The 21,511-nt window shown below is 58.0% G+C and carries 18 protein-coding genes; 6 read left to right on the top strand and 12 right to left on the bottom strand.

Annotated elements, in window-relative coordinates; translation table 11 throughout:
• Positions 1-73 precede the first annotated feature (73 nt).
• Complete coding sequence (locus tag VEG30_16020) at positions 74-589, bottom strand: hypothetical protein (GenBank protein HXZ81436.1); 516 nt, start codon at positions 587-589, stop codon at positions 74-76.
• A 195-nt stretch (positions 590-784) separates the two neighbouring features.
• Here VEG30_16020 and trpD point away from each other — a divergent pair, with 195 nt between their 5' ends.
• Positions 785-1,843, top strand: a complete 1,059-nt coding sequence (gene trpD / locus VEG30_16015) for an anthranilate phosphoribosyltransferase (GenBank protein HXZ81435.1) — start codon at positions 785-787, stop codon at positions 1,841-1,843.
• Here the strand turns inward: trpD and VEG30_16010 are convergent.
• The 4 genes from VEG30_16010 to rlmB form a co-directional block, all read right to left on the bottom strand.
• Complete coding sequence (locus tag VEG30_16010; protein ID HXZ81434.1) at positions 1,829-2,320, bottom strand: DinB family protein; 492 nt, start codon at positions 2,318-2,320, stop codon at positions 1,829-1,831. The two genes, trpD and VEG30_16010, sit on opposite strands and share 15 nt — an antisense overlap.
• Before the next feature lies 1 nt (position 2,321).
• Positions 2,322-3,779, bottom strand: a complete 1,458-nt coding sequence (locus VEG30_16005; GenBank protein ID HXZ81433.1) for an MBL fold metallo-hydrolase — start codon at positions 3,777-3,779, stop codon at positions 2,322-2,324.
• Positions 3,780-3,934: 155 nt separating this feature from the next.
• Positions 3,935-5,641, bottom strand: coding sequence for a hypothetical protein (locus VEG30_16000; protein ID HXZ81432.1), 1,707 nt, complete (start codon positions 5,639-5,641; stop codon positions 3,935-3,937).
• Positions 5,638-6,423, bottom strand: a complete 786-nt coding sequence (gene rlmB / locus VEG30_15995; protein HXZ81431.1) for a 23S rRNA (guanosine(2251)-2'-O)-methyltransferase RlmB — start codon at positions 6,421-6,423, stop codon at positions 5,638-5,640. Before rlmB ends, VEG30_16000 begins: the two co-directional genes overlap by 4 nt.
• Positions 6,424-6,543: 120 nt before the next feature.
• Between rlmB and VEG30_15990 the strand changes: the two genes are divergently transcribed.
• Entirely contained in the window at positions 6,544-7,722 is a 1,179-nt protein-coding gene (locus tag VEG30_15990) for an acetyl-CoA C-acetyltransferase (protein ID HXZ81430.1), read from the top strand.
• A gap of 21 nt (positions 7,723-7,743) precedes the next feature.
• Here VEG30_15990 and VEG30_15985 read toward each other — a convergent pair whose 3' ends face one another.
• On the bottom strand, positions 7,744-8,355 hold the full coding sequence (locus VEG30_15985; GenBank protein ID HXZ81429.1) for a PEP-CTERM sorting domain-containing protein: 612 nt from the start codon (positions 8,353-8,355) through the stop codon (positions 7,744-7,746).
• 475 nt (positions 8,356-8,830) lie between these two features.
• Here VEG30_15985 and VEG30_15980 point away from each other — a divergent pair, with 475 nt between their 5' ends.
• The 3 genes from VEG30_15980 to VEG30_15970 all read left to right on the top strand — a co-directional run bounded on the left by VEG30_15980 (position 8,831) and on the right by VEG30_15970 (position 13,009).
• Positions 8,831-10,654: an asparagine synthase-related protein gene (locus tag VEG30_15980; protein ID HXZ81428.1), complete on the top strand. Its 1,824-nt coding sequence runs from the start codon at positions 8,831-8,833 to the stop codon at positions 10,652-10,654.
• A gap of 209 nt (positions 10,655-10,863) precedes the next feature.
• Positions 10,864-11,880: a hypothetical protein gene (locus VEG30_15975; GenBank protein HXZ81427.1), complete on the top strand. Its 1,017-nt coding sequence runs from the start codon at positions 10,864-10,866 to the stop codon at positions 11,878-11,880.
• Positions 11,873-13,009, top strand: a complete 1,137-nt coding sequence (locus tag VEG30_15970) for a 50S ribosomal protein L11 methyltransferase (protein HXZ81426.1) — start codon at positions 11,873-11,875, stop codon at positions 13,007-13,009. The genes VEG30_15975 and VEG30_15970 overlap by 8 nt, the downstream gene beginning before the upstream one ends.
• A gap of 129 nt (positions 13,010-13,138) precedes the next feature.
• Here VEG30_15970 and VEG30_15965 read toward each other — a convergent pair whose 3' ends face one another.
• The 6 genes from VEG30_15965 to VEG30_15940 form a co-directional block, all read right to left on the bottom strand.
• Positions 13,139-14,185 carry a nucleotidyltransferase family protein gene (locus VEG30_15965; GenBank protein ID HXZ81425.1) on the bottom strand — a complete coding sequence of 349 codons (1,047 nt, stop codon included), beginning with the start codon at positions 14,183-14,185 and terminating at the stop codon, positions 13,139-13,141.
• Between the two features lie 176 nt (positions 14,186-14,361).
• Positions 14,362-14,781, bottom strand: a complete 420-nt coding sequence (locus VEG30_15960; protein HXZ81424.1) for a lasso peptide biosynthesis B2 protein — start codon at positions 14,779-14,781, stop codon at positions 14,362-14,364.
• Positions 14,778-15,065 (bottom strand): PqqD family protein, encoded by a 288-nt coding sequence (locus tag VEG30_15955; protein ID HXZ81423.1) that lies wholly within the window; start codon positions 15,063-15,065, stop codon positions 14,778-14,780. Before VEG30_15955 ends, VEG30_15960 begins: the two co-directional genes overlap by 4 nt.
• Before the next feature lie 26 nt (positions 15,066-15,091).
• Positions 15,092-16,411, bottom strand: a complete 1,320-nt coding sequence (locus tag VEG30_15950; protein ID HXZ81422.1) for an O-antigen ligase family protein — start codon at positions 16,409-16,411, stop codon at positions 15,092-15,094.
• A 13-nt stretch (positions 16,412-16,424) separates the two neighbouring features.
• Entirely contained in the window at positions 16,425-17,684 is a 1,260-nt protein-coding gene (locus VEG30_15945) for a hypothetical protein (protein ID HXZ81421.1), read from the bottom strand.
• 51 nt (positions 17,685-17,735) lie between these two features.
• Positions 17,736-20,024, bottom strand: a complete 2,289-nt coding sequence (locus tag VEG30_15940) for a polysaccharide biosynthesis tyrosine autokinase (GenBank protein ID HXZ81420.1) — start codon at positions 20,022-20,024, stop codon at positions 17,736-17,738.
• 355 nt (positions 20,025-20,379) lie between these two features.
• On the opposite strand from VEG30_15940, the gene VEG30_15935 reads away from it, so the two are divergent.
• A partial coding sequence (locus VEG30_15935) for a glycosyltransferase (GenBank protein HXZ81419.1) occupies positions 20,380-21,511 on the top strand: 1,132 nt, incomplete at its 3' end.

Genomic DNA, 21,511 nt, shown 5'->3' with positions numbered 1-21,511 from the left:
AGCCATTTGCGACCGCGAACGCAAAAAAATCCCGGCACTTGTAACGGTGCCGGGACTGGGTTTCGAGCCGGGACTATTTGCTGCCGGTCTTCGGGCTGGTTGCGCTGGAGGTGCAGGTGTCGGCGATCTTGTCGATCTTGCTGACCTTGATCGAAGACTGACCCGACGATCCGGTAGCGGATGCCGTCGACCCGGCGCTGCTGGTGCTGCTGGAAGCGCTGGGAGTACCTGCGCCGGCAACGGTGCCGGTCACCCGCACCTGCTGTCCCGTGTGCTGACTCAGGCTGGAACCATCAGCATTCGCCGGCAGCTGCAGCTGATACGTGGTTCCGGATTGATCCATCACGGTAAAGTTGCCGGCGGACCCACCCAGGCAGCCCTCGATGCTGGTCTCGCCAGCGGACGCAGAGGCGGACTGGCTGCTGGGCGAGCTGGATTGCATGCCAGGCGATGTGGATTGGCTGCCAGGCGATGCCTGGCTGCTTGAAGGTGAACTCGGGGACGAGGATGGAGACGCAGCGTCCTGCTGCGCAACGGCCAAACCCGCCGAGACCAGCAAGATTAGAAGTAGAAGCAGACTCTTTCGCATTTCCTGAAAACCTCCAAAAAGTTGGCCGTGGCGCAACGTAGGTTCTTAGAGGCTTGCCGCTTCGAGAGGTTGCCTGAAGCTGCCGGAATCGCATTTCCGGCCCTGTGACGCTGGCGCGGGTCAAAAAACCGGCCGGGACCCCTAGACCTTCCACGCCAGTTTGCAATCAGGGATAGGCTCGGGTACTTTGAACCCGTGATTACCGAGGCCCTTCACAAAATCGCCAATCACTGCCAGTCCCTGTCTCGTGCAGACGCGCGGGAAGTGATGGCGGAGATCCTGGAAGGTAAAGCTACAGATGCCCAGATCGCTGCTCTGCTGGTGGCGCTGCACATGAAAGGTGAGTCCGTCGAAGAGATCGTCGGGTTCGCCGAAGCCATCCGCGCTGCCGCTGTTCCCCTTGACGTGAGCCGCAATTCCGCTCTCGATGTCAGCGGTACCGAACGCGATGCGCTGGTCGACACCTGCGGCACGGGCGGCGACGCCAGCGGCACCTTCAATATCTCCACCGCAACTGCGCTGACACTTGCCGGCGCCGGTGTACGCGTAGCTAAGCACGGCAACCGCAGTGTTACTTCAAAATGCGGGTCGGCGGACGTGGTGGAAGCGCTGGGCGTCAACATTAATCTTCCACCCTCGAAAATTGCCGCGTGCCTCGAGCAGGTGGGAATCGCATTCCTGTTCGCGCCCGCGATGCACTCGGCCATGAAGTACGTTCAGCCCGCCCGCCGCGAACTGCGCCTCAGAACGATTTTCAATCTGCTGGGGCCGCTCACCAATCCCGCTCGCGCTTCCGCCCAGGTGGTCGGCGTCTATTCTGGCGAACTGGTGGACAAAGTCGCAGAGGCTCTGCAGATGCTCGGCCTGCGTCGTGCACTGGTGGTCCACGGCGCCGATGGCCTCGATGAGATCACGATCACCGGTCCGTCGCGTGTGGCCGAGGTTCGGGAAGGAACGCTCCGCACTTATGAGGTCACGCCAGAAGAATTCGGACTGCAGCGCGGGACCCTCGACGATCTCGCCGGCGGCGATGCTGCGGTCAACGCCGCGATCATCCGATCAATTCTGGAAGGCGAGCGGTCTCCCAAACGCGACGTGGTGCTGTTGAATGCCGCTGCTGCCCTGGTCGCAGCGGGGCGCGCCGGCTCCATTGCCGACGGCCTGCCCCTGGCCGCTCAGTCCCTGGATTCGGGGGCCGCGAACGCGAAGTTACAAGCGATGGTCGCCTTCACCCATTCCTCAGTGCACCACTGATTGTTTGGCCGCTTCCTTCAGCTCTTCAATTTGCGCGAGATGATTCTCGGCATGCCCCGCCATGCGCCCCAGCAACTCTTCCAGTGTAAACTGACGCTTGTATTCAGGATGAAAAGCGCTCTTCTTCGTGTCCTCCGCCTTGATCCGCCGCAGCACCCGCAAATTCGCGTGGCGCAGCAATCCGAACAGCGCCACCGACTCGGGAGGCGATGTCTCCCGGTAGCCCAGGTTTTGCGCCCAGGCATCCTGATCGATTGGACCGATAACTGGATCTTTGTCAGCCAGCATCTGCCGCATGCGCATGCCATAGATGATCTCGGCGTCTGCCAGGTGCGCCAGGATCTCACGCACAGACCACTTCTCCGGCGACGGTTTGTAGTCCAGAACCTTGTCCTTCAGACCGGAAACCGCTGCTGCCACCAGTCGCGGTTCATTTTCAGCCGTTTCGATCAGCTTCTTCAATTCCTTGTCAGTCATCTCAGGCTCCGGCGCGCACAGGGACGTTGTTCAAGCTGGCTTTCTGTTTCCACTGCGCCACTTCCACCTTCCATCCCAGCTCTTTCGTGATCGCGGTGCGCAATTTTGCAGCGGCATCGGGCTCACCGTGCACGAGGTAGGTAACCGCTGGCCGCCCTTTGAAAGTGTGCAGCCACTCCAGCAACTCCGGAGTATCCGCGTGATCACTGAACTGCTCGAGCGCCGCCACCTGCGCGCGCACCGGCACCATGGTGGCAAAAATCTTCACCTCCGGTGTGCCGCTCTTGATCGCGCAGCCACGCGTCCCGGGCGCCTGGAACCCAATAAACAAAACCAGGTTTTTCGGATCGGGCAATCGCAACATCAGGTGATGCAGAATGCGGCCGCCCGTAGCCATTCCGCTTGAGGACACGATGATGCACGGATATTTGATCTCGTTTATCTTCTTGGAATCGTCCGGCGTGCAGGCGAAGGTGAAGCCCTGCCAGGTCAAAGGCGAGCCATATTTATCGATCAGCGCCCGCGTTTCATCGCTGAATTCACTCTCATATTTCAAAAAAACCTGTACCGACTGGATGGCCATCGGGCTGTCGGCAAACACTGGCACCCGCGGGATCTGGCCAGTCTCCATCAGTGCTTTCACAAGAAACAGAAACTTCTGAGTGCGTTCGACAGCGAAGGCGGGTACGACCACGCTACCACCGCGGCGTGCGGTGTCGGAGATCAATTTCGCCAACTCAGGTCGTGGATCGTTCTTGGGATGGAGCCGGTTCCCGTAGGTGGACTCCATCACCATCACGTCGGCTTTCTCACCTTCTGTGGGGCCGGAGTGAACCACTCTCCCGGGAGCAATTACCGAATCGCGCACACGTCCAATATCCCCGGTGAACAGCAGCCGCGGCGACCTACCGCCATTCCCGACACTGGCTTCCACCATCGATGAGCCCACGATGTGCGCCGCACGCACGAATCGAAAGCTGAAATTTGGCCGCAACTGCATCGGCTCACCAAAGTTCACCGGCTGAAAATACTGCATGCACTCCTGCGCCTCTTCGAACGTATAAAGCGGCAACGCCGGAATGTGCTTCGATGCCTTGTGCTTGTTGTAGAACGCCGCATCCTCTTCCTGCAGGTGGCCGGAATCGGGCAGCAGGATGGAGCACAGATCGATGGTCGGCGGCGTGGCATAAATCGGTCCCCGAAAGCCCTGTTTGACCAGCCTTGGAATCCAGCCACAATGGTCCAGATGGGCGTGGGTGAGAATCACCGCATCAATCGTTTTGGCCGGAATTGGCAAATCCAACCAGTTGCGTTCCCGCCATTCTTTCTCGCCCTGAAACAGCCCGCAGTCGATCAGTACCTGGAAACCTTCATTTCCATTTTCAACGTCAGCGGTGTTGATAAGGTGCTTCGATCCCGTTACTGTGCCGGCAGCGCCAAGAAACTGGATGTAGGCCAATCGAACTCCTTAGAGGAACGTAAGCGTGATTCTACTCTCCCCGCTTCTCCTCAGCCGCGCAGCGGCGGCACGGCATAGCCTGGCACGTGAGTGCCGGAAAGCAGAATTGGAATGGATGAGTCCCGCCAGGGACGACATACAGAAGCCGGATCGTTTTACTGCGTCGCTTTTGGTTCCAGCTTGAACGTATTGTTGCTCTCGTCCGCTTCCGGCACGCTGCCATCATTCACCACCGCTTCGACTGGCATCTCGGATGTCTGGATCCTTGTTACCGCCTTCTGCTTTCCCGGAACCTGCAGCCTGGTTTCCCGCTCGCCGGAAGCTGTCCGCAATGTCAATGGCACCTCGGCGCCGGCCGCCGACGTGTTCTCTACCGTCACCGCAACCACGTAACCTCCGTTGAGCGTTTCCCGTGGAAACACCGAAGTGATGCGGAAGTCCGGCAGGCCGCGATCGCGGTACACCCAGTCATCGAAGAACGATTCCAGATCGCGTTTGGTATGCGTTTGCAGCAGCTGCTGTAGGTAGCCAGGTGCTTTATCCTGGTCCGGGCGATACGCCCTGAGTGCATCGCGCAGCGTCGTATCCCCAATCATGTCCCGCAGCATCCACCAAACGTAGGCAGCTTTCACGCGGTAGAAGACCTCATCATTGGAAGCGATGAGTGCATTGTCGGTGCTCTCCGCCGGACTTTGCTTTTCCAGTTCGACCAGGGCAGGCAAGCGCGCGCTCATGTATGACAAAGCCGCTTTGCGGCCCTCCTGGTTTTCCCTCACCAGCGCCTGCGCAAAATGAGCCACGCCCTCAGCGATCCACAGCCGCGGCGAATGAAACGCCGCATGCGTCAGCTGATGCGCCATCATCAACTCCAGTGACTTCGGCTCTCCCCTGCGCAAAGGTGTAAAGATCATGGCGCCAGTCTCGAAAGGTTCGTCATGCACATCCGGCAATTCGATTACTTGGACTTTCTCACTCGCTGCCCCAAACCAATCGGTGATAAAGGGAGCCTGTTTTTCCGCCGCCAGCGCATAATCCGCGGCGACATTCTTATGATCCGGCGTGTGATAGATAGTGATATTAGGCCGGTTCAGCACCTCCCAGTTGCCGATCGTAAACGTGGGAATGGTTGTGCCGAGCGGTGCGAAGCGGTAATCCGAGCACCGCGTCTTCGTGATCTCGCCTTCGGTCTTGCCTCCCATTCCTTCAAAGTGTCCGTTAGCAATCAAAGTGGGCGGCTGTTCCTGATCGCTGATCCAGCACAGCCTCATTCGCATGTCCGCCTGTGCTTGTCGCATCTGCCAGCGGCCCAGGGCAGGAAACAGCGTGTTTTCGGCAAGACGAGCTGCAGAGATTGACAGCGGATACCATGCCACGTGTCCCACGCCTCTCAGAACCGTAAAATCTTTGCTGATCTGATCCCAGTCGCTCGCCGTGGCAGTTGCATCCGGAACACCGATCTCGGTGAGCCGGGTTGCATCCTGCTTGATAGCGCCGCTGTATCCCACTTCCAGCTCTACGCTGCCGCCCACCGGCACCGCGCCCGGCAGGGTCACTACCGCTTCGGTGACGGCTCCGGTGTGATCGATGTCGCTGGGATAATTCTGATCAAGATGCTGCAACGGCTTGCCGCCAGATTCGATGAGCCGCCAGCTCAGCGAAGACGAAATCTGCAGCGTCGCGTTCGTCTGCGGCTGAGCCGAATCGTTGCGCAGGACGATCTTCCCGCGCGCTGCCAGCACCTGGTTGTCAGGATCGACCCGAACTTCCAGGTCATAGCGGGTAAAGCGAAATGCTTCGCGATCAAGCGCCCACAATGAAGACCAGGAGCAACCGAGAAAGCAGAGCACCCACAGCAGTTTCACTCTCGTTCCCCGGCCGTGCTCGCTGCCTTTTCACTTTTTGTGGCGCGGGTCTTCTTTTCGCGTCGTTGCCGCGCGATTTCGTACATTACGACCGCTGCAGCCACCGAAACATTCAATGACGGCACTCGGCCTAGCATGGGGATGGAGACCAGAAAGTCGCATTTCTTCCGCACCTGTTCGTGCAGTCCCTTGCCTTCCGCTCCCAGCACCAGTGCGCAATTCATCGCGAAATCTGTCTGCTCATAGCTTTGAGGACCACGCTCGTCGAGACCTACCGTCCAGATATTCTTCTCTTTAAGCTCCTCTAACGCTCGCGATATGTTCACCACGCGCGCGATAGGCATGTACTCCGACGCGCCAGCCGATGCCTTGGTCACTGCCCCAGTCACGCCCACAGCACGTCGCTCCGGCAAGATGATTCCATCCACGCCGGTCGCGTCCGCAGTGCGGATAATCGCGCCCAGATTATGCGGATCTTCGACTCCGTCCAGCACGAGAAGAAAGCGGTACTGTCCGCGCTGTTGCTCCAGCAAATTTTCCAGTCCCACGTATTGCTTTTCTGACGTGACTGCCACCACGCCCTGATGCGTGCCGCCCTCGGCCAGGCGATTGAGCTGTTCACGCGGCAACTGGCGTACCGGAACTCTCGCCGCCCGGCACGCCTCCACAATCCGATTCAGCCGGCTGTCTTGGCGTTCGCTCAGCACAGCCACGTACTCAAAGGCACGTCCCCGCGCCTTCAGGGCCTCGGCGACGGGATGTATGCCGTAAATAACGCTCATGTCGTTTTTCTGAATGCTGGAAACAACACTAAACATCATATCGTGGCTTGGCAGGAGGCCGGATCGAGGCCACTGGCTTTGTTAGACTGAATTCAGCCAGTTGTTGGGGAGGCTCCGTTCTTGCAGAACGTCTTTATTCTTTCCGCTGTGCGCACCCCGATCGGCAAGTTTGGTGGCTCGCTGACATCGCTGAGTGCCGTCGATCTGGGAGTGGTCGCCGCACGCACCGCGCTGGAACGCGCTGGCATTTCGCCCAAACAGGTTCAGGAGACCGTCTTCGGCAATGCTCGCCAGGCTGGCGGCGGCCCCAATCCTGCGCGCCAGATTTCCATCCGCTCCGGCGTCCCCGAGAGCGTCCCCGCTTACACCCTCAACATGGCTTGTGCTTCTGGGATGAAGAGTCTGGCTCTGGCTTTTACGGAGATCGCTGACGGCAACCTGGAATGTGTATTAGCCGGTGGAACCGAATCCATGTCCCGCCTGCCGTACTACATTGAAGCCCGCTGGGGACTCCGCCTGGGGAACCAGGAACTGATCGATGGCATGTACCGCGATGGCTTTTTTTGTCCCATGGCCAAAATGGTGATGGGCGAAACGGCGGAGCTGCTGGCGCAGCAGTACATGATTTCGCGCGAGGAGCAGGACCAGTTTGCTCTCTGTTCACAGAAGCGAGCCGAACGAGCCCTGGCAACAAAGCGCTTCGAGGATGAAATCGTTCCTGTCCCGATTGAAGGTAAGAAAGGCATGCAACTCTTCACCCGCGACGAACACCCATTCCCCGACGCCAGCCCGGAGAAAATGGCTCGCCTCTCGCCGGTTTTCTCTGAATCGGGAACCATCACCGCCGGCAACTCGTCCGGGATCACCGATGGAGCGGCCGCCATGGTGCTGGCCAGCGAAGCTTTTGTCCGCAATCATCAGCTGCAACCGTTGGCTCGTATTATGGCCGTTACCTCCGCCGGAGTGGATCCGCGGACCATGGGAATCGGGCCCGTCCCGGCAATGCAAAAACTCCAACAGAAAACCGGACTCGCTCCCGCTAACTTCGATCTCGTTGAGTTGAACGAGGCGTTTGCCGCCCAGGTCCTGGCCTGTGATCGCGAACTTCACCTTGATCGTGACAGGCTCAACGTTAACGGTGGCGCCATTGCCCTCGGGCATCCCATTGGCTGCACCGGCGCCCGTATCACCGTCACCTTGCTGCATGAAATGAGGAAACGCAAATCTCGTACCGGCGCCGCTACACTATGCGTTAGCGGTGGCATGGGAATGGCTTTGGCGTTGGAAAATGCTGGTTAGTTTTGAACTGAAGTGAAGCTGCTAGCGCAATAACCTGCGACGCACTGCTCCGATGGTTGCTGCCAGTCCGCTGGCCAGCATCAGCAGACTGCTCGGTTCGGGAACCGGGACTTCCGCAGCGTTAACCACGGTACCTTCCTGAAATCCACCGAAAGTGAAGTCCTGCGAGTTGCTACTGTTGGTCACGATGATGGAGCTGTTATCCAAATTGACGGGCACTCCGTTGAGTGCGAAGAGCTGAAAATTATTTTGGTCGAAGGCGGCTGCTCCCGTGAATCCCCATTCATAGTCAAAGCCATTGAAGTCGCTCACCAGGATGTCGAACAATCCAGTCGAAAAATCACCCACGATGAAGGGTATAAATTGGATCGTAGCAATCAGGCCAGTGATCGATGTTCCGTCAACTGAGTAAATCAATGGCACGCCCGTGATTGTCGGGATTGTCGCCTGTGGCAGTGGTGAAGGTATATTCGAGAAACCCAGGGAGAACGAGTCCCCTGCAATAACCACATTATTGGGATCTGTGAAAGGGCCGCTATCGTAGCTCCCGGTTATTGAATAGCTGAAGCTGGACGCCGAGGCGCCCACGCCACTGACAACCAACAAACAGACGCTCAGAACCAGCCTGCGCATTGGGGACTCCCTTCGGACGGCATTTACTGAATCGGGGAAGATGCCTTCTTCCTCCTCCGGGTTATTCCAATCGAATTACTCCGAAAGTATCTGTTGCTTTTCTGGTGCATTTTAGTGGCCACTTCAAAGGCCGCTTACGTACTCCTGTTCAACGTGTAAGTTACTAATTTTTCAATAACATCTCTCGACTCCGCGGGAGCGTCAATAACCCGCAAGATGCCCTGAAGATGCAGCAATTTGCAACTGTCAGGAAATTTGTGCAGTTCCCCCCTGCTTTCTGCTACTTGCACCCGCAAGCGATGTGCATTCTGGAACAATCATTTGCGAGCTTTTCCCCGCGCCGCTTGACTCGTCATGCCTGAAAACACCAAGCCGGAAAAAATATTTGCGCCGAGACTCTTGTCATTGAAGATCTCGAGCAACGACGCACAGATTCTGACCCGCCGCGGATGCTATAGTTGCGGTGCTCCCTCTCATGAGTGGTATTGCTGGCATCTTCACCCTGGATCGCAGCCCCATCGACTCCTCGCAACTTCAGCTATTGGCAAATTCAGTAGCGTTTCGCGGACTTGATGACGTGCAGATCTGGTCAGATGGCGGTGTCGGGCTTGCTCATGCGGCACTGCGCATCTCTGACGAGCCTGCCCAGCTAACCCAACCATTTACTCTAGATGGCCACGTCTGGATCACAGCCGATGCCCGCCTGGACGCCCGCACCGAACTCATATCTCAACTCTACCCCGAGGGTGGCCAGCAACTCCAGCAACTCTCGGATGCTGCCTTGATCCTGCAGGCCTATCGCATCTGGCGCGGGGAGTGCCTGTCTCATTTCGCCGGGGATTTTGCGTTCGCCATCTGGGACGCACCCTCCTCACGGCTCTTTTGTGCGCGTGACCACTTCGGGGTGAAGCCTTTTTTCTATGCCCAGCCTGCTGACACACTAGTCTTCGGCAATACGCTGCAGGCATTGCGATCCTATCCCGGGGTATCCGACCGACTTGACGACGAAGCGGTTGCCGACTTCCTGCTCTTCGGCGCTTGCCACCATCTGGAACGCACTGCATTCGCCGACATCCGCCGCCTGCCGCCTGCTCACCTGCTTATCGTCGAACAGGGCTCGGTTCGCGTGCGTCGCTACTGGAGCCTCCCTGTTGACGCTGAAATTCACTATTCCAAGCCCCAGGACTATGTCGAGCACTTCCGAGATCTCCTGGGAAATGCTGTAAGGGATCGGCTGCATTTCTCGAAGTCTGCAGTTCTCATGAGTGGCGGGCTCGACTCCACTTCCATCGCTGCCACCGCCAGGCGGCATTTGCAGTCGAGACCGGAGTCGCTGAATGCATTCACCGTTTACTGTCATGGGGAAGAGCCGGATCCGGAGTACGAGTTCGCCAGGTTGGCAGCAGACAGTTTGCAGCTGCCGATTTCGTTTCATTCTCTGGAGCCTTACAAACTGTTTGAGCGTTGGCAATGCCCGGAGATCGTAGGACCAGAGCCCAATGCCGATCCTCTCAGCGCCAGCAATTACGATTGGTTTCGGACAATCGCCAGTCACAGCCGGGTTGCGCTGACTGGATTGGGAGGGGATCCGGCAATGCTGGCCTCTGCCTCCCACGCCATCGCAACATTAGTCTCCCCCGGGTTTCCCTCCTTGTTGTGGCAGGCAGGGCGCTACTGGCGCATCCGAGGCAAGCTGCCCAACGTGGGTCTGCGAAGCGAACTAAAGCGGCGCGCCAAGGGGAGGAAGGCCGATCTGCCAGCACTGCCAGAATGGCTGGCTCAAGATCTACGGAAGGAACTCCATCTGGAAGATCGCTGGATGGATTACTACGGCGAGCTTACCAAGCCTGCTCACCCTCTTCGTCCCGAAGCCTACAATCTCCTCTGCTCGCCGCAGTGGCCGCCGCTTTTCGAGTCCTACGACCCGGGCTTTACCGGGTCCGCGTTGGAAGTGCGCCATCCATTCTTTGACCTGCGCGTCATCCGTTTTCTCTTATCCCTGCCGCCCATTCCCTGGTGCGTCGACAAAGAAATTTTGCGCGAGGCGATGAGCGGTTGGCTGCCAAATCCCATCCGCCTGCGGCCAAAGACGCCGGTCGCGGATTCCTTCCTCCTTGGCAAACTGAGGGATTTCCAGTGTTCGCAAAGGAATTTATCGTTTCATCCCTTTTTGTCCCGCTACGTTGACACGGCTAGGTTTATGGCAGGTCGGGAAGCTGCCGATGACTTCGGTGTATGGACTAGTCTTGTTCCTCTGTGTCTTAATGGATGGCTGTTGAGTGCTAGAATCGGCCAATAATTGTGACGGCTATGGCATCCCTCATTGAAAAGACGGACGAATCGGGGAAAAAAACAATTCCCGGCAAACGCCCCTATTGCAAGCCCGAGCTTGTCAGGTATGGCGACGTCGCCGAACTGACACGAACAGGAAGGCCAAAGGGCATGCGGGACACCGTTACTATGGGCACTCGGACCCACTTCTGACCATTGAATTCCCCTGAGCTGCCTGTGTCGCTCGTTCAATCGAATGCAGTGCTCTCCAGCGCATCTCTGTACGCTTCGCGCGCGTATGGTTTGAGTATTGTCTCCAACCTGCCAATTCCGGGGTTAGCCGCTTCTCCGGCATCTGAGGCGGCAGTAGATGTTCGCGTTTATCTGGGCGAGATCCCGCCTTGCTTGCGGAACCTGGAGTTGAGCGCATTGCCTTTCTTCGCTGCCAAGCAGGAGGAGCCAGACGGTCTGCGGATGTTGGCCCTGGGTTCCAATCACCTTCATCTCCATTACGCCGATGGCACAGAATTCGTTTTAAACCGAGCCGGCTCTGAGATATGGGCTGCCTGGGGATCAAAATCTTCCCTCGAAGACGCCGCGACTTATCTTCTTGGCCCAGTGTTTGGCTTCCTCCTGCGCTTGCGCGGGATCACCTGCCTGCACGCGGCGGCAGTCGCCGTGGATGGCCTGGTCGCAGCTCTGGTTGGGCCTGCCGGATCGGGCAAATCAACCCTGGCTGCCGCTATGGCTCAAACGGGATTTGTCGTCGTGAGCGAAGATGTTCTGCCCATAGAAGAAGCCGGAGGAAGGTATTTCGTGCAACCTGGATATCCACGGATACGGCTTTGGCCGGATTCTGCCGCTGCCCTCTTCGGCTCAACAGATGCACTGCCTAGACTCACTCCCAACTGGGAGAAACTTTACCTCGGCCTGCAACCTCCCCGCTTCCAGCCGCAACCGCTTCCTTTGGGCGCGATTTACCTGCTCAATACCTCGGATGACGCGTCACCGCGCATTTCCGAGATTTCATCCCGCGATGCGCTCATCGCGCTGGTGGCAAATACCTACGCCAACGGCGTGCTCGATGAGAATATGCGCGCCGCAGAATTCAGAACGCTCTCGCCATTAGCGGAACTTGTACCCGTTCGGCAGCTGCTGCTTCCGGACAATTTCAAAGCGCTTCCCTCGGCTTGCGATCTTCTGATCGAGAACTTCCGCTCCGCGAAACTCACTGCTCAGAATTGCAATGTATAGCCTGCGCGACTACGGCAGCATGATTCACGATTCTGTTCGAATGAATGCTTATGAGGAAGCTTTGCGGCGCAGCGTGACACCCGGATCGGTAGTTGTGGATCTGGGATGTGGACTAGGCCTGATGGCGGCGCTTGCCGTGCGTCTGGGAGCGGCCAGGGTCTTTGCCATAGAAGCGGACGACATTATCCAGGTAGCCCGCGATTGCGCAGTTGCGAACAACTGCACCGATCGCATCGAGTTCATTCACGGACTCTCCAGCGATGTTACCCTTCCCTCGCCCGCCGATGTCATCGTCTCCGATCTCCGCGGCATTCTTCCAATGCTGGGATTGGCAATCCCTTCCCTTATCGATGCCCGGCAGCGCTTGCTCAGGCCTAATGGCGTACTCATCCCGCAAATCGACACCCTATGGGTAGCGGCGGCGGAGGCTCCCGATCTGTATGCCAATGAACTGAAAGGCTTGACCGCTAATCGCTACTCGTTTGATCTGGGCCCGGCTGTCACAGCCGCAACTCATTCCATCTGGCGCGCAGACCTGAAGTCTGGCCAGCTTCTGACAGAACCTCGCACCTGGGCCACTCTCGACTACCGCTCGCGCAACTCGCCCCACTGTGAAGGCAACACAACGCTTCACGCTGAACGCAACGGCTTGGGCCACGGCTTATGCCTCTGGTTCTCGACCCAACTCTACGAGAATGTGGGCTTCTCCTGCGCTCCGGGCGCTCCTACCAGGATCTACGGACAGATACTGCTGCCCTGGCCCCAGCCTATGCCAATCGAAACCGGTGACCGCGTTGAAGTGAGCATTTCCGCGCATCTGGTTTCCGGCGACTATCTCTGGCGCTGGAATACAACCCTCTGGCGCGGAGAGACCATGCTGACCGAGCTCACCCAGTCCAGCTTGCCGTCTATCCTGATTTCCCAGGAACGATTGCACAAATCTGCTTCGGCTTATCGTCCGGAACTGAATTTCGAAGGGCAGATTCAGCGCTTCATCCTCGAGCAGATGAATGGTGCGCATTCGCTGGCGGAAATTGCCGAAGAATTGACTCGTCGCCATCCTGACCGCTTCGCAACCCTGCAACAAGCGCTGGATCGGGTAGCGAAAATCTCGCGAGAGTTTAGCTAAACCTCTGTTGCCGGGTGCCCCACTCTTCAGCCCTCCTTTGGCTGAGGGTGGGATCGAAGGAACTACCCCGCCCAAGCTTCGCTTGAACGCGGCACCCTCAGGGTCCTTCGAGCAGCCTCGACAGCTTCTCTAGTCGCTGGCGACTAATTGTTTCCCCAATCGCAGCACGCGCATCACCGGATATAAGCCATGCAGCGGCCTGGGAAGGGCAATTGCTGTCAATTCCGGTACGCCTGGTGTGAAAACAAATCGAACAGCGTGTCTGATCCGATCGCGCCAGCGCTCGCGCGCCCTTAGCAGAAAAAGATGCCAACCAATGTAGCTGACCTGCCTGTTCTCTCCCAGTCCGCGGCGCGCTTGCTGAAGCAAGCACTCCAGTTCCGCATCGGCTTGCGCCGTTTCGTCGATCGCCTCCGGCAACGGGCTCCCCAGAAGTTCATGGGCCAGGCTCACCCCAAGGCTCAGAATCCGCTTCACACCGTAGTGCTTGGAACGGGCCAATATCGCGGCCCAATCGAGCCCAGGATTTTGCACGATCAAGCGTGCGACGTCGCTGACCCATATCAGTCGCGACCACTCGTGTTTCCAGCCATGAACGCACAACGCCAGCAGAAGGTCTTCCGGCGCAAACGAGAGCACGGACATTCCGTTGCACTCGCTCACCGCCGCTCTCTTCCAAGACTCGTTCATACCGATCTCGACCGCAAAGCATCGTGGCGCGATATCCCACTGTAATTCCAGCAGCATCTCGGAATTTGTCTTGCGCAATGGCATCTCGGAGGCCACTCGAATGTGTTCACCCCAGACTGAGGAATTCAACCGGATGCCGGGCTCGTAGCCCAGGTTGTGGAGCGCCTCCATGGCGGCGAGCACATGCTTGGGAGCAACGAGAATGTCCAGATCCACGCACTGCCGAAGACCGAGGTGGCCCCACAGTGCCGTTGCCAACGCAGGTCCTTTGAAGGGAATGGCAGGTATGCCGGCTGAATCCAAGGCTTCCAGAATTGATCGCAACTGCCCCACCAGAAAAAGGTTGTGCCGAAGATGGGTGTGAAACTGCTGCTCGATCAAGGCCCAGGATTCGGCCGGCACCAGCCGGTCTAGCTTAGCTTCTGCCAGCCTCTGATATACGAACGGCGTGGCGCCATGGTGGTTGGCCGACTCCAGCAGGTGCATCCAGTCAAGGCCTGCCCCCAGTAATGGCAGGATCCGATCGCGATCGGCCTTGCAATAGAGAGGGCGACAGCAGTGAAGCAAGAGTGCAAATTCGCGGCTGCAGCCGCGCCGCTCAACGGAAACGAAAGCGCCTGCGGGCGCCTGTTGAAGTGAGCCCTCCAGCTGCGAGGAAACGCTCACGATCTGCTCGCCTCAACCAGGGCGACGTACTCGAGCGGGCTCTCCTCGCCACCAATCAGAACTTGCCCTCCACTTTCGAGCCATGCATGCGCGCGAAATTCCTCCCCTGCTCGCGCCACCCCAAGGCGCAGATGGCATCCGTATCCAAACCGATGCAGCCACCACGCAGCCGCTAACGCCTGGGGCAGGCAGGTCGCACCGGGAACGAAGCGCGCGGCAGCCATAATCGCCCAGGCTATTTCCGCGACTTGTTGCGGCGGAGCCTTCAACCCGCCCCGCTCCCCCGCCCACTGCTTCCATGCCCGGAAGGGCAGAAGCCGTATCATCACCACTGCGGCTACAACCAAGCACACCGCGGCCATCAATTCCAGTTTTCCTTTGCGCGGCAAACGCAGAAATCGGACCAGGCGTTTCAAATCTGCTCCGCCACGATCAGGCCAGAGGCTTGCATCTGCTCGAGCAACTGTTGCAAATCCCCTTCCACCTGTTCCTTGCTGACATCGAAATCCGCCAGCATCAACTCCTCCAATTGGCCCACAGTTTTCGGTTTCTGCAGACTTCTCCAGATTACGGCCCCGATTTCGTTCAGCCCGTAGTAGGTGCCTTGCTTCAGGTGCAAGATGACCGCTTCCCCGCCCACGTTACAGGAAACCTGGTCCGGCGCTGCCTTGATGACTACGTCCTTTGAGAATTTATTCATGACTGGTCCGCAATCGCATCCGAAGATCATCCAGCATATTCTGGCTGCCGCTCTCGCCGTTCGATCTTTCGCAAGACATGCTTCTTCACCGGCACCGGAGCTGCGACTACTCCGCATAACACAAAAAAGAGAGCCGCGTTAGCCGGAATGTGGAGATTGAAATCAACCAGGCTATGTATGAGCAGGCCTGTGATTCCTGTCAGAGCTGCCAGATGGAAAAATCGGTTGTCGTCCGGATCGGACTGCTCGAGTTTTCTGAATCCCGTCACGTAAATCCCTGCGAGAAACCAGGCCATCAGCGCAAAGCCGATCATCCCAGTCTCTACCAACAGTTGCAGATAATCATTGTGAGCCTGGTTGACGAAAACATGACTGTAGAAACTGCGGAATTGCGGATACACCGTGGGGAAAGTCCCGAATCCGAAGCCCGCAACTGGATTCTGTATCCACATCCGCAGGCAGTCTGCGTAAATGGTAAGACGATAGGAGTCCTGGGTCTCTACGATTCTATGGATCACTTTGGCGCTGCCGACCCAAAGCAAGAACGCGCCGGTAAGCACTCCCAGTCCCGCCAGCAGAGGAAAGCCTCGACGGCCCGTCTTCAGGCGAGACAGACAAACTCCGAGAAAGATCATCTCCAGCAGCAACGCCAGTATCCCGCCACGCGAACGCGACAGAAACACGCTGCCGCCCATCAAGACAGCCACAAAAACGAACAGGGCACGCTTGCCCCCTCGTTCTCCAAGGCTCAGCACAATTGGGGCAGGGACAAGCAACTCCATCAGCCCGGCATAGTGATTATGATTCACGTAGGGACCGTAGATGATTCCCGCTACCGCTACAGGCTTGCGGATCCAATACAAGCGATCGGTACCTGAAAAGTCCTGCAGCACTGCGAATAAAGCCAGCATGAATCCAAACACAGTCAGTACGATCAGGAACCTCTTCAATTGCCGATGCTGGGTCAAGGTCTCTCCCGCCACAACCAGGAGCATGCCGTAGGCCGCGTAGTTCAATGCTTCGTGCAGGGTTGCGTATCGGTAGCTCGAAATCCCTAAGATGATTTGCGCCGCGATGAAGGCACCAAACAATGCCAAGGGAAGGTAGGCCTGGTTAGGTTGGAGTTCAAAGGTTGCCCGCATCAGTTGCTTGGTCAGCCATAGCAACAACAAGACGGCCGCTCCTGCGCGCAAAACCAATAGCGACCACTCCTCTACCGCTCCAAACGCAAGCGGGCCAAAGATCAGCAATGCGCAGAGGCCAGCAAAGATGGCGAAATCAATCCCGCGAGTGATCCGCTCAGGTCTCTCCTCCACCGCGTGCGCGTTGAAATAGAGCGTTGTCATTTCAGATCTGAATTCACTTGCGCATCTCAAGACGGCTAAGCTTCAGGTCATCGATCCAAACCCTACCGCGAATCCGCCCGTTTGGCGGAGATCGTACGATGCCGATTCGCAGCAGTTCAGAGTCTGGACCGGTAGTAAAGTCGGCTCTTAATTCGCGCCATGGCGTGGACCCCAGTACGTCTTCGCTGCGCGCCACGGAGGCGTGCGTGTAGGCGTCGGCCAATTCGAATCGCGGGCCACTGGCGGTCTCTGTTTCTTCGGCTTGCATAAAACCTGAAAAACGGTAGTGCGAGTTCGGTTCCACAGGAACTAACTGCCACAAGCCTGTTTCGGAGATGCCCTCGCCATCAAAATTCATCAGTAACGATCGGCTACCGAAGTGGAAGTGCGTGGTGTCGAGCAAGATGGACACTCCGCCCCGTGGTTCGTAACGCCAGCCGAAACCACCATTGAGGATCGCCTGGTCGAAGCTGCCATTGGTAATCAGATTCTCATTGTCTGCGGGCACGATGGCAGTGTCGATATCCGCCAGTGCTCTCCATGCCATTTGTGCCTGCTTTACCTGGTGGCGGCCGAGCAGATCATCGATGTAGAAGAACATCCGGCTGGCCGGCAGTCTCGGCTTTGACTCAAGAAACGAGATCCAAACGCGGTCGGCGGCCGCTGCCTCATGCCGTTGGCATAACAGCTTCAGAAATTCCAGTCGCGCAGCGGGAGTGGGTGGGACTGCCATCTGCAGCACGCTGTCCACGCTGCGGGTAGAGCGCCAGGCCAGGTCCAGGGCAGATTGCGCGTGAGTGGAACCGGCGGCAATCAGATGCTGGAACAGCCCCAGCGCCCGTTCGGTTTCGCCGCGCACGATGTAGAGATTTCCCGCTTCCCATTCCACTTCGGGATCGCTGGGTTCGGCCTTTAACGCTGCTTCGAGCGCCTGAACCTGATTCGCGAGATCGCCATGCGCCAGATAAGCTGCGGAAAGATCTAACCATGTCTCGGCTGCATAAGGATTGAGGGCGAGGGCACGCTGGAATTCGCGGATCGCCTGCGCTATGTCGGCGGAAACAAAAAAGGCATGACGTCCGAGTTGATAATAATGCTCGGCATTCCAGGGCTCCAGCCGGGCGGCCAGATGCAGATGCTCACGATCGGCAGAACGTGACGCTCGCCATGCCAGGAAAGACGTCACACACACCATGAGGTAACACAACAGCAGCGCGCCGCAGACACCTGCGAGAGCGAAGCGTGACAAGGCTGAAGTGAGCCGCCATCGCATCTACGGCGTACACTCCGTGGGTTTCATGCGCGCGCGAGCCTGCTCCTGCGGTCAGGATTCCTTGGCGGCGGTCTCTTCCTGGTACCGGCCGTATCCGCCGTACTTCGAACCGTAATAGTAGTAGTGGTAGTAGTCCGGAGAATTCACATCCACCGCATTGACCACGGTGCCCATGACGCGGGCGTTTACCTGTGCCAGTAATTCCCGGGAACGCCGCAAGGCAGCTTTGGTAGTGTTGCCGGAGCGAATCACCAACAGTACTGAGTCCACGTCCACCGACAACAGCACCGCATCCGTCACAGAAAGCGCTGGGGGACTGTCGATAATCACGTGATCGTACTGGCTCCGCCATTGCACGATCAACTCCTTCATCAGCGTCGATCCCAGCAACTCGGCCGGATGTGGCGGGGCCGGTCCTGCTGGAAGCAGGAAAAGCCCAGGCAAATTGGGGGCAGGAGTTATGGTTTCTTCGGCGGTGCTGCTGCCCGTCAGCACAGTGCTGAGCCCGACCTTAGGCCGCATGTGGAACAGCTTGTGCAGGCTGGGACGGCGAAGATCTCCATCCACCAGCAACACCCGCGAGCCTTTCTGCGCCAAAACCACTGCCGTGTTCACGCTGGTTGTGGTCTTGCCCTCCTGCGGCAAAGCGCTGGTGACCAGAATCACCTTCGGTGGATGCCCCAGCGAAGACAGCAGAATCGAAGTGCGCAGCGCGCGATAGGATTCGGAGATCTCGGATTTGGGCTTCCGATAGGTTACCAGCTCCAGGCTCTTCTCAGCGCCCTCAAGCAATTCTGCCGTGCGCATGCGTTTTCCACGGATGGGTAACACGTGCGAGCTGGCGGGAATGATTCCCAGCACAGGAATGGCAGAGATTGCTTGCGCCTGCTCGGGAGTGCGTACGGTGTTGTCCAGCGCTTCCAACACGAACGCCAGCACCAGCCCGCCCATCAGACCGATGCCCAAGGCCAGCATGATATTGCGATGCGTGTCCGGGGCTGAAGGCGAGAGGGGCACCCGCGCCATGTCGACCACACGGATGTTGCTGGTCTTCAGTCCTGCGGTCACGCTGGCTTCTTTCAGTTTCTGCAGCAGTCCCTCATAGAGCTGGCGGTTCGAGTCCACGTCCCGCTTGATCAGGGTATATTCAATGGCACTCTCGTTGAGCTTATTGGCTTCGGTCTTTTGCTGTTCCATGGCCTCGCGCAGCATTTTTTCCCGCGCCGCCGCTGCCAGATAGTCACTCTTGAGCTTTCCGGCGAGCTTGTCCATTTCTCCCTGAATGGAGTTATCGACCTGGCGCAATTGGCGGTTCAATTCAATGAATCGCGGATGCGCGGGCCCCAGCTGCACTTCGGATTGCGCGATTTGTGTTTTCAGATCTGCTTGTTTGGCCCGCAGCGTCGGCAGCAGCGACGTGCTATCCAGGTTACTCAGCAAGTCCGGACTCCCCGACGTGCTTAGCCGGTAGCGGGATTCCTTTTGAATGCGGTCCCCTTCGGCGGAAATGAGTTCTTTGTTCATTTCGTCCAGCTTTTCGGTGACGATGTTCTGCTTCTCGTCCAGTCCCAGGATCCCGTGCTCCTTCTGATAGCGGACCAGCTTCTCCTGCGATGTTTCCACCTTCAACTGCAGGTCGGCCAGTTGCTTGGAGAGCCAATCTGACGTCTGCATCGCGCTCTCAAACTTAGTCTTGAAGTTCTGCTCGATGTAGACGTTCATCACCGTATTCACCACGCGCGCTGCCATCTGCGGGTCGGGACTGGTGAAGCGAATCTCCAGAATGCGAGTCTTGGGAATCTGGGTGATGCGCAGGCCTCCATGCACATAGCCGAGCATCGCCGCTTCCTGCAGCGGGTCAGCGGTGGGAGCTTGCAGAAGCGAGCCATCCGCGGCGTCCTTTTTTGCCTTGCTCGCGAAAGCGGGGTTCTTGTCCAATTGCAGGGCACGTGCTACCGCCATCGCGATGTTGTCGCTCTGCAGGATTTTGATCTGGGTTTCCAGCGTCTCCGAATAATCTGTGTCGTCGTCCCCACTCGCGTCGTTGGCATTCTTAATGCCGATGAGGGGATTACCCTCGCGGTTGATGGCAATCCGTCCGACTGCGACATAAATGGGCGTGGTTCGCAGGGAAACAATGGCAGTCAGAGTGACTACGATTACTACGGTTGCCAGGATCGTCCAGCGGTGTTTGCGCAGGACCGGCCAGTACTGGAGAATTCCGTTCTCCTGCGCCGGCAATCCGTAACTCTGGGCGTAGAGCTTGCCGAAAACAACGGGATCGGGTTCATAGGGCCGGATGCTGTCGCGCACCCTCTGCAGCGAGGTCTGTGGATCCATCTTCACCCATTTTCGGCCGCCTGGAGAGGCGCCTACCCAGCTTTCGACAAAAGCATTCTTGCTCGAACACTTGCACCCGATGAGCGTTTTTCAGTCTAGCATCGTGATTCTCGCCGCCTGTTACCCAGAAAAGCACCCCCGGCACAGCACTTCAGTAACCTATACTCGCGCTCGGGAACTCTGTTTTCTGTTTCTTGCACCGCATCGTGGAATGGTCGGCGCACATGAAATTTCGCTTATCTGGGCGATGAAATCAGGGAGTCTGACCTGCAGGGATGTCGGCTGGCAACGGCCAGGAAGCCGAGACTGGCTCCGCAGCGCAACCGAACGATGTTGACCGTTTGCTTCCCGGTTCATGAGAATTGTTTTCCTGAATCCGTCGGCTCATCTGGGGGGTGCGGAAGCCTGCCTGCTCGACACTCTGGCTGCCGTTAAGGCCGCGCGTCCTGACTGGTCGCTGCTACTGGTCACTGGGGAAGACGGATCGTTGCTCCCGCGCGCCGCCGAGTTAGGAATTTCCTACGAAGTGCTCCCCTTCCCCCAGGCCATCGCTCAGATCGGGGATTCCGCCTATGTTCCGTCTGCGCCTGGCAATGCCCGGCTTCTACGGCTGGCCAGCAAGCTCTCTCGTTCGGCGCTGCCGGTGGTGCGCTATCGCCGTGCGCTGCGGCGGCTGCTCGAGAGGCTGCGCCCCGACTTAATTCACACCAACGGATTCAAGATGCACTTGCTGGGCCTGTGGTCCCGCCCCTCTGCGATTCCGGTTATCTGGCATGTGCATGATTACGTCAGCTCACGGCCTTTGATGGCCCGATTCTTTCGCTCCAATGTTGCCGGCTGTGCTGCCGTCATCGCCAACTCCAACAGCGTGGCGGATGACATCCGCATGCTCTGCGGACCACAGATTACGTCTTCCTTCACACTGCGCACGATTTACAACGCCGTGGACCTGGAACGCTTTCATCCCGAGGGTCCGGCGCTTAATCTCGATGCGTTGGCAGGATTTTCTCCCACCCGGCCGGGCACGGTGCGCGTAGGACTTATCGCAACTATGGCGTGGTGGAAAGGCCATCAGCTCTTCATGGAAGCCATTTCCCGCTTGCCGCGCCGATTGCCGATACGTGGCTATGTAATTGGAGGCCCGCTTTACCGCACGGCTGATAGCCAACTTTCCCTCGCCAAGCTTCGCACCTATGCGGCTGGCCTCGCCATCACAGATCGTGTCGGCTTCACTGGTTTCGTCGAGGATTCCCCCAGCGCCATTCGCGCGCTCGACGTTGTGGTCCATGCCAGCACTCAACCGGAACCATTCGGGCGAGTGATTATGGAGGCTATGGCATGTGGCCGCCCGGTCATTTCCAGCGGGATTGGAGGCGCGAGGGAGATTCTGGAAATGGGACAAGCGGCCGTGAAATTCGAATCCGGAGATGCCGGCGATCTCGCAGCTAAGATTGGCAGCTTGTGCACGGATCCGAATCTACGCCGCA

This window comes from Terriglobales bacterium (genome assembly GCA_035624455.1).
GTDB lineage: Bacteria > Acidobacteriota > Terriglobia > Terriglobales > Acidobacteriaceae > DASPRM01.
The sequence above is the reverse complement of the archived record's forward strand: the minus strand, read 5'-3'. Positions and strand labels throughout refer to the sequence as shown.